11 protein-coding genes are annotated in these 14543 nt (G+C 69.6%); 4 read left to right on the forward strand and 7 right to left on the reverse strand.

The window, feature by feature from the left end:
* Positions 1-91: 91 nt before the first annotated feature.
* The gene (def, locus tag RM543_RS01880; protein WP_311689080.1) at positions 92-613 is read right to left on the reverse strand and encodes a peptide deformylase; all 522 of its coding nucleotides are present in this window, start codon (positions 611-613) and stop codon (positions 92-94) included.
* A 289-nt stretch (positions 614-902) separates the two neighbouring features.
* On the opposite strand from def, the gene RM543_RS01885 reads away from it, so the two are divergent.
* Both RM543_RS01885 and pbpC read left to right on the forward strand, forming a co-directional pair.
* A complete protein-coding gene (locus RM543_RS01885) occupies positions 903-6374 on the forward strand; it encodes an alpha-2-macroglobulin family protein (protein ID WP_311689082.1) in 5472 nt (1823 codons plus the stop codon).
* On the forward strand, positions 6371-8398 hold the full coding sequence (gene pbpC, locus RM543_RS01890) for a penicillin-binding protein 1C (protein WP_311689084.1): 2028 nt from the start codon (positions 6371-6373) through the stop codon (positions 8396-8398). The genes RM543_RS01885 and pbpC overlap by 4 nt, the downstream gene beginning before the upstream one ends.
* Before the next feature lie 63 nt (positions 8399-8461).
* Here pbpC and RM543_RS01895 read toward each other — a convergent pair whose 3' ends face one another.
* The 3 genes from RM543_RS01895 to RM543_RS01905 are packed head-to-tail and all read right to left on the reverse strand — an operon-like array spanning position 8462 to position 10730.
* Positions 8462-8908 carry a YaiI/YqxD family protein gene (locus RM543_RS01895; RefSeq protein ID WP_311689086.1) on the reverse strand — a complete coding sequence of 149 codons (447 nt, stop codon included), beginning with the start codon at positions 8906-8908 and terminating at the stop codon, positions 8462-8464.
* Complete coding sequence (fghA, locus tag RM543_RS01900; RefSeq protein WP_311689088.1) at positions 8905-9750, reverse strand: S-formylglutathione hydrolase; 846 nt, start codon at positions 9748-9750, stop codon at positions 8905-8907. Before fghA ends, RM543_RS01895 begins: the two co-directional genes overlap by 4 nt.
* Positions 9751-9800: 50 nt before the next feature.
* Positions 9801-10730 (reverse strand): AEC family transporter, encoded by a 930-nt coding sequence (locus RM543_RS01905; RefSeq protein ID WP_311689090.1) that lies wholly within the window; start codon positions 10728-10730, stop codon positions 9801-9803.
* Positions 10731-10894: 164 nt separating this feature from the next.
* Here RM543_RS01905 and RM543_RS01910 point away from each other — a divergent pair, with 164 nt between their 5' ends.
* The gene (locus RM543_RS01910; RefSeq protein ID WP_311689092.1) at positions 10895-11077 is read left to right on the forward strand and encodes a hypothetical protein; all 183 of its coding nucleotides are present in this window, start codon (positions 10895-10897) and stop codon (positions 11075-11077) included.
* A 52-nt stretch (positions 11078-11129) separates the two neighbouring features.
* Entirely contained in the window at positions 11130-11762 is a 633-nt protein-coding gene (locus RM543_RS01915; RefSeq protein ID WP_311689094.1) for a TetR/AcrR family transcriptional regulator, read from the forward strand.
* Between the two features lie 61 nt (positions 11763-11823).
* Here RM543_RS01915 and RM543_RS01920 read toward each other — a convergent pair whose 3' ends face one another.
* The 3 genes from RM543_RS01920 to RM543_RS01930 form a co-directional block, all read right to left on the reverse strand.
* Positions 11824-12540 (reverse strand): NYN domain-containing protein, encoded by a 717-nt coding sequence (locus RM543_RS01920; RefSeq protein ID WP_311689096.1) that lies wholly within the window; start codon positions 12538-12540, stop codon positions 11824-11826.
* A 60-nt stretch (positions 12541-12600) separates the two neighbouring features.
* Entirely contained in the window at positions 12601-13086 is a 486-nt protein-coding gene (locus RM543_RS01925) for a GNAT family N-acetyltransferase (protein ID WP_311689097.1), read from the reverse strand.
* Between the two features lie 272 nt (positions 13087-13358).
* On the reverse strand, positions 13359-14471 hold the full coding sequence (locus RM543_RS01930; protein ID WP_311689099.1) for an S-(hydroxymethyl)glutathione dehydrogenase/class III alcohol dehydrogenase: 1113 nt from the start codon (positions 14469-14471) through the stop codon (positions 13359-13361).
* Positions 14472-14543 lie beyond the last annotated feature (72 nt).

Consider the following 14543-nt stretch of genomic DNA (forward strand, 5'->3'; position numbering starts at 1 on the left):
TTCGGTCCGGCGCTGCCCGGCCTGCAATCCCCGGCCGCGGCAACCACCGCGGGAACGAGGCGCACCGGCCGGGTTCGAGGCACCGGCGGCATCACGCGCGGGCCATTTCCCGCTTCAGCTTCTGCATCCGGCGGGTAATCATCTGGCGCTTCAGCGGCTTGAGGTAGTCGATGAAGAGCCGGCCGTCGAGGTGGTCGATCTCGTGCTGGACGCAGACGGACCAGAGTTCGTCGAACTCGGCCTCCTGAGCCTTGCCGTCCCTGTCCATCCAGCGCACCTGCACCAAGGCCGGACGCTCGACATCGGCGAACTGTTCCGGGATCGACAGGCACCCCTCCTCGTGCACGCGCCGCTCGTCGGAACTGGCCACGATCTCGGGGTTGAACATCACGGTGGGCCGCGGCTCGGCCCCCTCGTCCTTGACGCAGTCCATCACGATGAGCCGCGACATGACGCCGATCTGCGGCGCGGCGAGGCCGATGCCGGGGGCATCGTACATCGTCGCGAGCATGTCGTCCGCGAGTGTCCGCAGATCATCGGTGATGTCCGCGACGGGCGCGGTCACCTTCTTGAGCCGGGGATCCGGGTGAATGAGGATCGGTCTGATCGCCATGCCGCCCGATTTAGGGGATGCCCGGTGGACAAGCAAGGTCAGGGCGCCGCCGGGACGTCGCGGGACGTCTCCGATCAAGGCCCTCGCGGACCCGAAATGCGGGCCGGGTCTATCCCAGCGGAGAACGGAGCCCTGCCCTGCGGACCGGGGGACTTGCCGGAAAGATGACCGTGCGGCGCCCCCTGTTCCCGCAGGAAACCGTTGCCAGCGGGCGCGGCACTTGCGATCCTCCGCGCCGAGAGCGGCGCCCGGCCTTTGAGGCGCGGCCCGGATCATGGGAGGATCCGCCATGCTTCGCCCCATTCTCGCAATAATCGCGTTTGCCGCGCTGACCACGGGCGCCCTCGCGCAGGGACCATCCGAGGCACCGCCGATCCCGGAGCGGCGCATCGTGGTCGAGGAGGGCACGGACTTTCCGGGCGGCGATCTGCGGTCGATCTTCGACACCACCTTCGAAGCCTGCCGAGGCGCCTGCACGGCGGATGCCGAATGCGGCGCCTTCACCTTCAACACGCGCAGCAACTCGTGCTTCCCGAAACGATCGGTGGAGGGGCGGGCGCCTTATGACGGGGCGCTCTCCGCGCGGCTCGTCGAAGCCGGCGCCGAAGCCATCGCGCTGGCGGAGCAAAGGGCGGCGGATCTCGGCGATCTGCCCCGGAGCGACCTCGAGGCGGCACGGGAGGAGGCTCTCGCCCTGCCACGCCGCTATCCCGCGACAGAGCGGCAAGTGCCGGAGCTGATCGCCCTGGCGGCCAATGCGCGGAGCCGGAACGACGTCGCGGCCGCCCTTGCCCTGACCGGCGAGGGGGCGGCGCGGACGGGTCGCGCCGATCTCTGGCTCGATCATGCGAAAGCGGCCCTGGTTGCGGCGCAGCGAGACGGCGATACGCGGCAATACGCCCAGACTGCCATCAACGCCGCGCTGAACGCCTACCTGCGTTCAGACGAGCCTTCCCTCGGCGCCGCTGCGCTGGACACCCTGGCAGCCGCGCTGGAGCGATCCGGCCGGGGGCGCGACACGATCCCCGTGCGGCGGCTGGCGGCGGACCTCGCCCCGGACGGAGCGCGCGATACCGCCCTGAACGAGGCCATCGGCCAGTTCGGCTTCCGCATCACCGAAACGCGGGCCGAGAGCGATCCGGCCATGCCGCGGATCTGCGCCACCTTCTCCGAATCCCTGGCGCGGGGCGTCGATTTCGAGCCTTACGTCCAGGTTCCGGGCACATCGGTCACGGTCGAGGCCGAGGATCAGGAGCTGTGTCTCGAGGGCGTCTCCCACGGAGATCGCTACAGCATCACCTTCCGCGCCGGTCTTCCCGCCGAAGACGGACAGACCATGGCCCGGGACGCGACGGTCACCCTCTACGTGCGGGACAGGACACCCGGCGTGCGCTTTCCGGGGCGGGCCTACGTGCTGCCGAAGACGGGCGATCCGGGCCTGCCGGTGGTCACGGTCAACCTCTCCGAGATCGACCTGACGCTCTACAGCATTCCGGACCGCAACCTGCGCGAACTGATGGTGGATGACCTTTTCGGCCGCAACCTCCAGCCGTGGAACGAGGAGGAGATGCAAGGCACCCTCTCCGACGTGGTCTGGTCCGGAACAGGCGAGGTGGGCGAGGAGCTGAACGCGGACGTGACCACGCGGCTGCCCATGGGCGAGGCCATCGGCGCCCTGCCCGCCGGCCTCTATGCGCTGCAGGCGAGTGTTCCGGGCGCCGATCCCTACGACACGCCGCCCGCAACGCAATGGTTCGTCATCTCCGATATCGGACTGGCGAGCTATGAGGGGACGGACGGCACCCATGTCTTCGCCCGATCGCTGGCGGACGGAACGCCTTCGGAGGGGCTGTCCGTGCAGCTCGTCTCCAGGTCGAACCGGGTTCTGGGCGAGGCTGAGACAGATGAGGCGGGTCATGCCGTCTTCGCGCCGGGCCTGTCGCAGGGCCGGGACGGGGCGGCGCCGGCTCTCGTCGTGGCCGAGGCAAGGACGGACGGAGGGGCCGAGGACATGGCGTTCCTCTCCCTCACCGATCCCGAATTCGACCTCGCCGATCGTGGCGTCGCCGGGCGCGCCGCGCCGGGGCCCCTCGATGTGTTCCTGACCACGGACCGGGGCGCCTACCGCGCCGGCGAAACGGTGCATGCGACAACCCTCGTGCGGGACGGACAGGCGGACGCGGTCCGTGACCTGCCGCTGACCGCGATCCTGATCCGGCCCGACGGCGTCGAGTACTCCCGCATCGCCTCCACGGACGGGGTCGCCGGCGGGCATGTCTTCAATCTTCCCGTCGCGTCGGCAGCGCCGCGCGGCACTTGGCGGCTCGATATCCATGTCGATCCGGAGCGGCCGGCCCTCGCGAGCCAACCCCTGCTGGTGGAGGACTTCCTGCCCGAGCGGATCGACGTGACGCCCAGCCTGCCGGACGGGCCCCTTGCGCTGGACGGGCGGCCGCCGCTCCGGGTCCAGGCGGACTACCTGTTCGGCGCGCCGGGGGCGGACCTGTCCGTCGAGGGCGAGGTGCTCATCGCCGCGAGGCGGACGCTGGAGGACTGGCCGGGCTACGTCTTCGGGCAACCGGATGACAGCTTCTCCGGACGCGCGGCCTCCCTCGCATCGGCCCGGACGGGGGCGGACGGGGCGGTGGCGATCCCCCTCGAGTTCCCCGATTTCGTGCCGCCGCCGCTTCCGCTCGAGGCGCGGGTGACGGTGCGCGTGACCGAAGGGTCCGGGCGCCCGGTCGAGCGGCGGATCACGGCGCCCATCGAGCGCGAGGCTCCGGTGATCGGCATCCGCACGCGCTTCGACGAGACGGCCCCGGAGGGCGGCCCCGCCGGATTCGACGTGATCGCGGTCGGCCCCGATGGCGCACCGGTTCCGATGCAGGCGGAGTGGGCGCTGAACCGGCTCGAAACGCGGTACCAGTGGTATTCCGAGTACGGCGACTGGTCCTGGGAGCCGGTGACGCGCCGGGTGCGGGTCGCAACGGGACGGATCGCGCTCGGAGAGGAACCTGCCGGCATCGAGGCACCCGTCGAATGGGGGCAGTACGAGCTGGTGGTGGAGCGGACGGACGGAGCCTATGTCGCCGCCTCCGCGGAGTTCAGCGCAGGCTGGTATGCCGCGCCCGACGCCTCCGAGACGCCGGACATGCTCGAGGTCTCGCTCGACCGGGAGCGCTATGCCGAAGGCGACACCGCGCGCCTGCGCATCGTGCCCCGCTTCGACGGCACCGCCCTCGTGACGGTGCTGACGAACCGGCTGGTCGGGATGGAAACCGTCGCGGCGAAGGCCGGGGAAGAGACGGTCATCGAGCTTCCGGTGACGGAGGAATGGGGCGCCGGCGCCTATGTCGCCGCGTCCCTGGTGCGGGGCGTGTCGGAAACGGACGGCCGCGATCCAGTGCGCGCGCTCGGCCTTGCCCACGCCTCCGTCGATCCCGGGGCCCGTGCGCTCGTCGCATCCATCGAGGCGCCGGAGACGGCGCGCCCGCGGACGCCCCTCGACGTTGCCCTGAACGTGACGGGGATCGCCCCCGGCGAGACGGCCTATGCCACGATCGCCGCGGTCGATCAGGGTATCCTGAACCTCACCTCCTTCGAGGCGCCGGACCCACGCGAGCACTATTTCGGGCAGCAGCGCCTCGGCGTGGCCCTGCGTGACATCTATGGCCGCCTGATCGACGGGCGGACGGGAGAGATGGGCGCGCTCCGGTCCGGCGGGGATGCGATGGCGCAGCTGCGGATGCAGGCGCCACCGCCGCAGGAGGAACTGGTCGCCTATTTCTCCGGCCCCGTCGAAGTCGGTGAGGACGGCACGGCCCGCGCGACCTTCGACATGCCGAGCTTCAACGGCCAGGTAAAACTGATGGCCGTCGTGTGGTCGGCATCGGGTGTGGGGTCGGCCGAGGACGAGGTTCTGGTGCGCGATCCGGTGGTGGTGAATGCGGGCCTGCCCCGCTTCATGGCGCCAGGGGACACGTCGCGCCTGCGGCTCGAGCTCACCCATGCGGAGGGGCCCACAGGCATTGCCCAGGTCGAGGTCACGGCGGAGGGTGCGTCGCTCGATCTGCCCGACGATTTCGGCGAGGTGGAGCTCGCCGAGGGGCAGTCGCGCGTGATCGAGATCCCGGTGACGGCCGGCGATCCGGGTCTGGCGACGATCGATGTCTCGCTCTTGCCGCCCGGCGCAGAGACCTGGCGGGACAAGCCGCTGACCCTGCCGGTCGAGGTGAACGATCCCGAGATCGCACGCCGCACCCGCCTCTCCCTCGCGCCCGGACAGACGCTGACGCTCGGGGCCGACGCCTTCGCCGGGTTCGTCCCCGGCACCGGCACCGCAACCGTCGCTCTGGGCCCCGTCGCCCGGTTCGATGCGCCGGGGCTCCTGACGGCGCTCGGCCGGTACCCGTACGGCTGCACGGAGCAGGTGGTGAGCGCTGCCATGCCGCTGCTCTACTTCTCCGAGATGGCGTCGATGCTGGATCTGCCGGGGCAGGAAACGGTGCCGAAGCGGATCGAGGGGGCCGTCACGCGCGTCCTCGCCCGCCAATCCGCCGGCGGCGGCTTCGGACTGTGGCAGCCGCTGGACGGCAATCTCTGGCTCGACGCCTATGCGACGGACTTTCTTTCCCGCGCGCGCGCTGGCGGGATCGACGTTCCGGAAGAAGCCTTCACCCGCGCCCTCGACAACCTTCAGAACAAGGTCAACATCGCCCCCGATTTCGATGCCGGGACGAACGAGGGCGGGGTCGATCTGGCCTATGCGCTCATGGTCCTGGCGCGGGAGGGAAAGGCCGCCATCGGCGATCTGCGCTACTATGCCGATGCCAAGGGGCGGGACTTCGGAACACCCCTCGCCGCGGCCCAGATCGGCGCGGCGCTGGCGATGTACGGCGATCCGGAGCGCGCGGATGCGATGTTCGTCCGCGCCGCCACGATGCTGGACCGGACGGAAGACCCGGAGCGCGCGATCTGGCGGAGCGATTACGGCACAAGCCTGCGTGACGCGGCCGGCCTTCTCGCCCTTGCCGCCGGCGCCGGAAGCGAGGCGGTGGACACAGACGCTCTCGCGGCCCGTGTCACGGCGCCGGGCCGGACCCGATCGACGCAGGAAGCCGTCTGGACGCTCCTGGCCGCGCGGGCGGTCGGCGATGCCGTCGCCGCCTCCGGCCTCGAGGTGAACGGCGCCCCGGCAGGCGATGCCCTTGTCCGGGTGCTGGAGGACGACGCGGCCCGCTCTCCCCTGACCGTCACGAATGGCGGCAGCACGGAGACGGACATCACGCTCACGGCCTTCGGCGTTCCGGAGGCGGACGAGCCGGAGGGCGGCTCCGGCTACCGGATCGAGCGGGAGTACTACACGACCGAGGGTGCGCCGGCCGATCCGTCCACCGTGGCCCAGGGGGAGCGCCTCGTCGCCGTCCTCACCGTGACGCCCTTCGGGGATCAGGAGGCGCGGCTGATGGTCGATGATCCGCTGCCCGCCGGCTTCGAGATCGACAACCCGAACCTCCTGCGCGGGGGGGACATCCGGGAGCTTCCCTGGCTGGAGCCTGCCGAGACGCAGCATGCGGAGTTCCGGGAGGATCGGTTCCTCGCTCAGGTGGACTGGCGGTCCGGCTATCCGTTCCGCATCGCCTACATCGTCCGCGCCGTCTCCCCCGGCACCTACCGCCACCCCGCCGCGCTGGTGGAGGACATGTACCGGCCCGAGTTCCGCGGGCGCACCGGCGTCGGCACCGTCACGGTGAACGAGTGAGGAAAGCCGCCCTTGGCCTCGCGGGGCTCGCCCTTGTGCTGGGTCTCGGGGCGGCTCTGCGGGACGGGCTTGATCGCTGGGTGGATCGCACGGTCCTGCCGCCTCTGACGGCCGAGCTGTCCCAGGAAGTGCTGGACCGCGAGGGCCGCCTGATGCGCGCCTACACGGTGGCAGACGGACGCTGGCGCCTGGGGGCCGGCGCTTCGGACGTCGATCCGCTCTACATCGCGATGCTCACCGCCTACGAGGACAGGCGGTTCCGCGATCACCCGGGCATCGATGCCCGTGCCATGCTGCGCGCGGCCCTCTCCGCAGCCAAGGCAGGCCATGTGGTCTCCGGCGGCTCGACCCTTACGATGCAGGCGGCGCGCCTTCTGGAGGAGAGCGGGACAGGGCGATGGGCCGGCAAGATCAGGCAGGCCCGCGTGGCGCTTGCCCTGGAGCGGCGGCTGTCCAAGGACGAGGTCCTCCGGCTCTACCTCGACCGGGCGCCGTTCGGCGGAAACCTCGAAGGCGTGCGTGCGGCGACGTTGGCGTGGTTCGGCAAGGAGCCGCGCCGCCTGACCCCGGCGGAGGCCGCGCTCCTCGTCGCGTTGCCGCAATCCCCGGAGGCCCGCCGCCCGGATCGCGATCCCGCCGCCGCGCGCGCCGCCCGCGACCGGGTCCTACTGCGCGCGGTCCGGGCGGGCGTTCTGGACGCGGAGGCCGCGGAGGCGGCGATGCGAAGCCCCGTGCCCACCCGGCGTCGTGCCTTCCCCGCCCATGCGCCGCATCTGGCGGACCGGCTCAAAGGCAAGGATCCGTCGGCGCAGACGATACGCACCTCTCTCGACCTCGGCTTGCAGACCCGCCTCGAGACCCTTGCCACGCGGGCCGCGCGGGACGGGGGCGACCGGCTGTCCGCGGCAATACTCGTGGCCGACCATCGCACCGGAGAGGTCCTCGCCAGCGTCGGCTCCGCCGGATACCTCTCGATGCGGCGCGGCGGCGCGGTGGACATGACGCGCGCCGTCCGCTCCCCCGGGTCGACGCTGAAGCCGCTGATCTACGGCCTCGCCTTCGCCCGCGGCCTCGCCCATCCCGAGACGCTGATCGAGGACCGCCCCACCGTCTTCGCCGGCGGCTATGCCCCGACCAATTTCGACGGCGCCTGGCGCGGCACGATTCGCGTGCGGCAGGCCCTGCAGCTCTCGCTCAACATTCCGGCCGTGGCGCTCACCGAAGCCGTCGGCCCCGCTCGCCTCCTCGCGCATCTGCGCCGCGCCGGGGCCTCCCCCCGCCTGCCCGGCGGCGAGCCCGGTCTGGCGGTGGCCCTGGGCGGCGTGGGTCTCTCGCTCGAGGACCTGGTGCGCCTCTACGGCGCCTTGGGACGCGGCGGACGGGAAATGCCGCTGAGCTACACGAGCGCGGTGCCGTCGCAGGGGCGCGAGGTCCTGCCAGAGGGCGCGGCCTGGCAGGTGGGGCACATCCTCTCCGGCATCGCACCGCCACCGGCCGCCCCGCGCATCCGCCTCGCCTACAAGACCGGCACGAGCTACGGTCACCGGGACGCCTGGGCCATCGGATATGACGGGCATCACGTGATCGGGGTCTGGCTCGGGCGGCCGGACGGAACGCCGGTGCCTGGCGCGTTCGGCGGCGATCTCGCCGCGCCGATCCTGTTCGAGGCGTTCGGGCGCCTGAAACCCCGGACAGATCCCCTGCCCCCGCCGCCCGCCTCCGTCCTTCTCGGACCGGATCTTCCCGCGCCCCTTCGCCGCTTCGGAGCCGATGGGGGGCCGGAGGCCGACGCGCCGCAACTGTCCTTCCCGCGCGATGGAACGGAGATCGAGGCAGAGGGACTGCTGGTCCTGAAGGTGCGTGACGGAACGCCGCCCTTCACGTGGCTCGCCGGCGGCGCGCCCGTCGCGACCGGGGAGCGCCGCCGGGAAACCGTGATCGACGCGCCCGGCCCAGGGTTCCTGTCCCTGTCGGTGATCGACGCGGAAGGACGGGCCGCGCGGGCGGAGGTCTTCCTGAGATAGGCAAGGCGGGACGGCCCTCGCCCGACCGGCCGTTCAGCCGGGCCTCGGCCAGCTTCGTGCCCCCTACCCGGCCGCCTTCCGCAACGCCTGGTCCAGCGCTGCCGAGAACCGCGCGCGGTCCGCCTTGGAGAACGGGCGCCCGCCCCCCTGCCGCAAGGGATCGGCCGAGCGTAGGTCGGTCATGAGGTCCCGCGTCGCGAGGACGTTGCCGATGTTGCGCTCCGTCAACGCCTCGCCGTCCGGCTTGAGGACCGCCGCGCCGCGCGCCACGCAATCGGATGCGAGCGGGATATCAGCGGTCACCACGATATCGCCGGCGCCCGCGCGCTCGGATATCCAGCGATCGGCAACATCGAGCCCCTCATCCACGTACACCACCTCGATCAGAGGATTGTCTGACGGCCGGAGCCCGCCGTTGCAGACGATCTTCATTTCGGCCCCGTGCCGCGTGGCTGCCCGCTCGCATTCGGCCTTCACGGGGCAGGCATCCCCGTCCACGTAAATGGTCACGGAAGCAGGGCCTCGGCGTGGAAGGCCATATGATCCGCGATGAACGACGAGACGAAGAAGTAGGAATGGTCGTAACCCGGCTGCATCCGGAACGTCCCCTGCTGGCGCTTCGATGCGATCGCTTCGGCCAGCGCCTCCGGCTTCAGCTTGTCGAGGAACTGGTCCTGCGTGCCCTGGTCGACGAGGACCGGTCCGTTGAAGCCGACATCGCGCATCAGGAGCGTCGCATCGGCTTTCGCGTGGGCCGCCGGATCGTCGCCGAGATAAGCTGCGAGCTGCCGCTGCCCCCACTCGGACTGCGTCGTGTGCGCCATCGGCGCGAAGGCGGAAACGGAGGCGAAGCGGTCCTCCAGCGTCATCGCCAGGGTCAGCGCGCCGTGCCCGCCCATGCTGTGTCCGGTGATGGACTGCCGGTTCTTCTCGATCGGGAAGCGATCCACAACGAGACGGGGCAGCTCCTCGGCGACGTAGGTCCGCATCTGGAAATGCTCGGCCCACGGCCCCTCGGTCGCATCGACGTAGAAGCCCGCGCCCTGCCCCATGTCGAAGCTCTCGTCATCGGCCACGCCCTCGCCGCGCGGCGAGGTGTCGGGAAAGACGACGGCGATGCCGTGCCGGGCGGCGAAGGCCTGCGCGCCGGCCTTGGTCATCGCGTTTTCGTGGGTGCAGGTCAGGCCGGAGAGGAACCACAGGACCGGCACCTTGCCGAACTCCGCCTGAGGCGGTTGGTAGAGGCCGAAGGTCATCTCGGTGCCGGTTGCCTCCGACGTGTGCCGGTACACCCCCTGGCAGCCTCCGAAGCTGCGGTTCTCGGACAAGGTTTCCATTGCGCGTCGCTCCATCCCGATATCACCCCTTGCGGCGTAACGGCCGTCCGCCTGCCGGGCAAGCCTCAGCCGGCCGCGGCGAGGGCGACAACCGCCGGAATGGTGAGAATCGAGGCGATGGTGGAGACGAGGATCGCCGCGGACGCGCGCGCCGGCGCGACGTTGTAGTGCTGCGCGAGCATGTAGACGTTGCCGGCGACCGGCAGCGCGGCTGCGGAGATCATCACACCCGCCGCGTAGCGATCGACCTCGAAGACGACCAGTGCCATGACACCGACCGCCGCGGGATGGAGCAGCAGCTTGCAGACCGAGAGCCACGTGGCGACGCTCAATCGCTCCGCGCTCTTGTGCGCCAGGGATCCGCCGATGACGAAAAGCGCGCAGGGCGTCGCTGCCGCCCCGAGGATCCGGACGATCTCCGACACGGGATCCGGCAACGGCACGCGAAGCCCCGCAAGGATGAAGCCCACGCCGATGGCGACCACCATCGGGTTGCGGAAGGGTTCGAGAAGCGCGCGGCCGATGACGGCCGGCGTCAGCCCCCCGCCCCGGCTCGCGCTGAGCAGGATCACGAAGAGCGTCGCGAACACCAGGAGGTCCACCGCCAGCATCAGCAGGAGCGGTCCGATCGCGGCTTCGCCGAGGAGCAGCGTCAGCATCGGGATGCCGAGGAAGCCGGTATTCCCGATCACCGCGATCTGGGATTCCACGGCGGCCTCCGCCATGCCCCGCCGCCGCATCACCGCGGCGCCCGTGGCCGCGGCATAGACCAGCGCCGTGCCACAAAGGTAGGCGGCCACGAAGGACCAGGAGAAGACCTCGGCGATCTGAAGATCCGCGGCGAAGCCGACGAGCATGGCCGGGAGCGCGAAGAAGAAGACGAACCGCGTCAGCGCGTCGTTGGCGGCGCGCGAATAGAACCCCGACCGACCGGCCAGGAAGCCGATACCGACGAGGCCGAAGAAGGGGAGCGTCTGGAGGAAGATCGCGATCATGGCTGCACAGGGCGGTAGCACGGTCGGCGCAGCCTCGCCAGCGCACCACCCTCGGAGGGTGCGTCAAAAAGGTAAACCGTTTGGTTCACTTCTCCCCTTGTTCAGGCCGCCGGGACGTATATCTGAACTTTTGAGTTCAGTTTTCAGTCAAAGGAGTTCCTGCCATGAAAGCCCTCAAGCCGCTCGTTCTCGCCCTCGTCCTCGGCGGGGCCGCTTCCGCCGCCGGCGCCGGCCCGCTCACGATCAGCCTGCCGCACCTCACCTGGCCGCATGGCGAAAGCCAGGGCGTCTCCCCTGCCCCCGCCGTGAGCCGTGATGTCACGATCGAGGTCCGGCCCGCAGGCTGACCCTTGCCGAACAGGGCTCCGGATCACTATCTTCCGCTAAAGGGAGGACCTTATGAACGCGCCCACCGGAAAGATCAGACGAGGCCGGAAGTACGATCAGGTGATCGACGGCGCGCGCCGGGTCTTCCTGCGGGACGGGTTCGAGGGCGCGAGCGTCGATGACATCGCGCGGGAAGCCGGGGTCAGCAAGGCCACGCTCTACAGCTACTTCCCCGACAAGCGCCTCTTGTTCATCGAGATTGGCATCGGCGAATGCCAGATGCAGACCGCCGACGCGATGTGCGAGGTGGACCTGTCCGCAGCGCCCGGCGAAGTGCTGACGCTGGCGGCCACCCGCCTCGTCGCGTTCTTCACGTCCCCCTTCGGGGCCAACCTTTTCCGGACCTGCGTCGCCGAGTGCCAGCGCTTCCCCGAGCTCGGCAACCAGTTCTACGCTTCGGGGCCCCAGCGCGTCCGCGGAATCCTGATGGAATACATCGCCGCGGCCGAGGAGCGAGGTGAACTGCTGGTGGAGGATCATTCCCTCGCCGCCGACCAGTTCATCGAGCTGTGCAAGGCGGATCTTTTCTCGCGCCTGATGGCCGGCCTCTGCACCGGGTTCGACGAGGCGGAGCGGGAGCGGGTGGTCAACGGCGCCGTCGAGATGTTCCTCGCCCGCTACGGCACAGCCGGCAAGGGAAGCTGACGCCGGCCGGGCGAGGCACACCCTGCCCTGATGCGAGGTTCCTGCGGCCGAGCCGCCGGTCTCAGTCGATCCGGCGGACGAGAAGCTGGTTGTTCGTGCCGCGGCGCGTCTCGAAGAGCTTGATCGCCTGAACGAGGTCGGACAGCTTCTTCTTGCCGTAGGTCCGGACGTCGAAATCGGGATTTGCGGCCATGATGAACTGGCCGAGCTGACCGAGCTGATACCAGTCGTCATCCTGCTCGATCCCGTCCATCGCCCGCAGGAACAGATCACGCGCATCCGTCGCCGGGCGCGTCTCCGATGCCTTTTCCTGCTCTCGCTTGTCCGGCGTGTCGGGCAGCGCGCCGATGTTCTCAAGGAAGATGAACCGGCGGCAGGCCTTGCGGAACGCGTCCGGCGTCTTCTTCTGGCCGATGCCGTAGACGTCGAGACCCTGCTCGCGAATGCGGCTGGCGAGGCGGGTGAAGTCGCTGTCCGAGGACACGACGACGAAGCCGTCGAAGCGCCCGGTATGCATCAGGTCCATGGCGTCGATCACGAGGCTGATGTCGGAGCTGTTCTTGCCCACCGTGTTGGCCGGGGAATGGTGCGGGACGAGGCCGTGATCGGCCTGAACCCGGTTCCAGCCGGACATCTGCTGGCTGGAGAAGTCGCCGTAGCAGCGGCGCACGCTGGCCTCCCCGAGCGTGGCGATCTCGTCGAAGATCGCCCCCGCGTGCTTGGGGGAGGTGTTGTCCGCATCGATGAGGACGGCGAGGAGGGGTCTATCTTCGGCCATGGCCCCCCGTACCGCGCCCGTCGCACTCGCGAAAGCCCTTTCGCACCCGATGCCCGGGCGTCAGAGCGTCTTGTGCAGGATGAGCGCGTCGCAGACGGTCCCGTCGGGCAGCCGGAAGCCCTGCGGAATGCGCCCGATCACGCTGAAGCCGCTCATGGTCCACAACGTGACGGCCCTGGCGTTGGCCTCGACGACGAAGTTGAACTGCATCGCGGCGTAGCCCGCCTCGGTCGCCTCGGCGAGAACACGGTCGAGCAGCCGCCGGGCGATCCCCTTCCCGCGATGGGCGGAGGATGTGACGAAGCCCGCGTTGGCGACATGGGATCCGCCACCCGCAGCATTCGGCCGAAGGTACGCCGTTCCGACGATCTCCCCGTCCAGTTCCGCCACGAGCGCCACTTGCCCGCCGAACCAGTAGGCCAACGCATCCGCCTCGGTGATCTCGGGATCGATGGCATAGGTATCCCCGGCGCGGAAGACCGGCTTCAGAAGCGACCAGACGGCGGCCCTGTCGGCGTCCCCGACGCGGCGGATGGTCATGCTCATGGGGCGTCGTATCCTGTCCGAAGGTCTTGCGTCTCAAGGCTCCGGACGCCGCCGCGGGCGTAAACGCCCCGAGACATCGGCGCCGCCTCCGGCCGCGTTTCGTCCCGGAGCGAACATCGCGTCATGGAGGCCGAAGAGGCGTCCCGGACGTGATATGCCCGGGCCGCAAGGCAATCGGCCCCGGGCAGATCGCGGGAGAGCGGGATTCGTCCCCGCCCTCTGCGCTCCCGTCCCGAGTATCATGGCGCCCGTTGCAGGCGCCACGCCTGCGATCAGTAGACCACGACCGAGCGGATCGACTCGCCCGCATGCATCAGCTCAAAGCCCTTGTTGATCTCCTCGAGCTTGAGGTGGTGGGTGATCATCGGGTCGATCTCGATCTTGCCGTCCATGTACCAGTCGACGATCTTCGGCACGTCGGTCCGGCCGCGCGCGCCGCCGAAGGCGGAGCCGCGCCAAGAGCGGCCGGTGACGAGCTGGAAGGGACGGGTGGAAATTTCCTGACCCGCTCCGGCGACGCCGATGATGATGCTCTCGCCCCAGCCCTTGTGCGCACATTCGAGCGCTTGGCGCATGACATTGGTGTTGCCGATGCACTCGAAGCTGTAGTCGGCGCCACCGCCGGTGAGGTCCACGAGATAGGGAACGAGATCGCCCTCGACTTCGCTGGGATTGACGAAGTGGGTCATGCCGAACCGCTCGGCCATCGCCTTCTTGTCGTTGTTCAGGTCAACGCCGACGATCTTGTTGGCGCCGACCATCCGCAGACCCTGGATCACGTTCAGACCGATCCCGCCGAGGCCGAACACGACGCAGTTGGAGCCGGGCTCGACCTTGGCGGTGTTAACCACCGCGCCGATGCCGGTGGTGACGCCGCACCCGATGTAGCAGATCTTGTCGAACGGAGCGTCCTCACGGACCTTCGCCAGTGCGATTTCCGGCATCACCGTGAAGTTCGAGAAGGTGGAGCAGCCCATGTAGTGCAGGATCGGATCGCCGTCTTCGGTGGTGAAGCGGCTGGTTCCATCCGGCATCAGGCCCTGTCCCTGGGTCGTCCTGACGGACTGGCAGAGGTTCGTCTTGGGGTTCAGGCAGTATTCACATTCGCGGCACTCGGGCGTGTAGAGCGGGATGACGTGGTCGCCCGGCTTCACCGACGTGACGCCGCGTCCGACCTCGCGCACGATACCGGCGCCCTCGTGGCCGAGGATCGCGGGGAAATTGCCTTCGGGATCGTCTCCGGAGCGGGTGAACTCGTCCGTATGGCACAGCCCGGTGGCCATGATCTCGACGAGGACTTCACCGTCCCGCGGTCCTTCGAGGTTGACCGTCATCACCTCGAGCGGTGCCCCGGCCTTCAATGCTACTGCCGCGCGCGTCTTCATGTTCGCTTCCCTCTGCCGCCGTTCTAGCTAAGGGATGGCCGAGACGAAGCTTGAACGCAACCAGAGACGAGG

This window comes from Tropicimonas omnivorans (assembly GCF_031846565.1).
Classification (GTDB): Bacteria; Pseudomonadota; Alphaproteobacteria; order Rhodobacterales; family Rhodobacteraceae; genus Tropicimonas_B; species Tropicimonas_B omnivorans.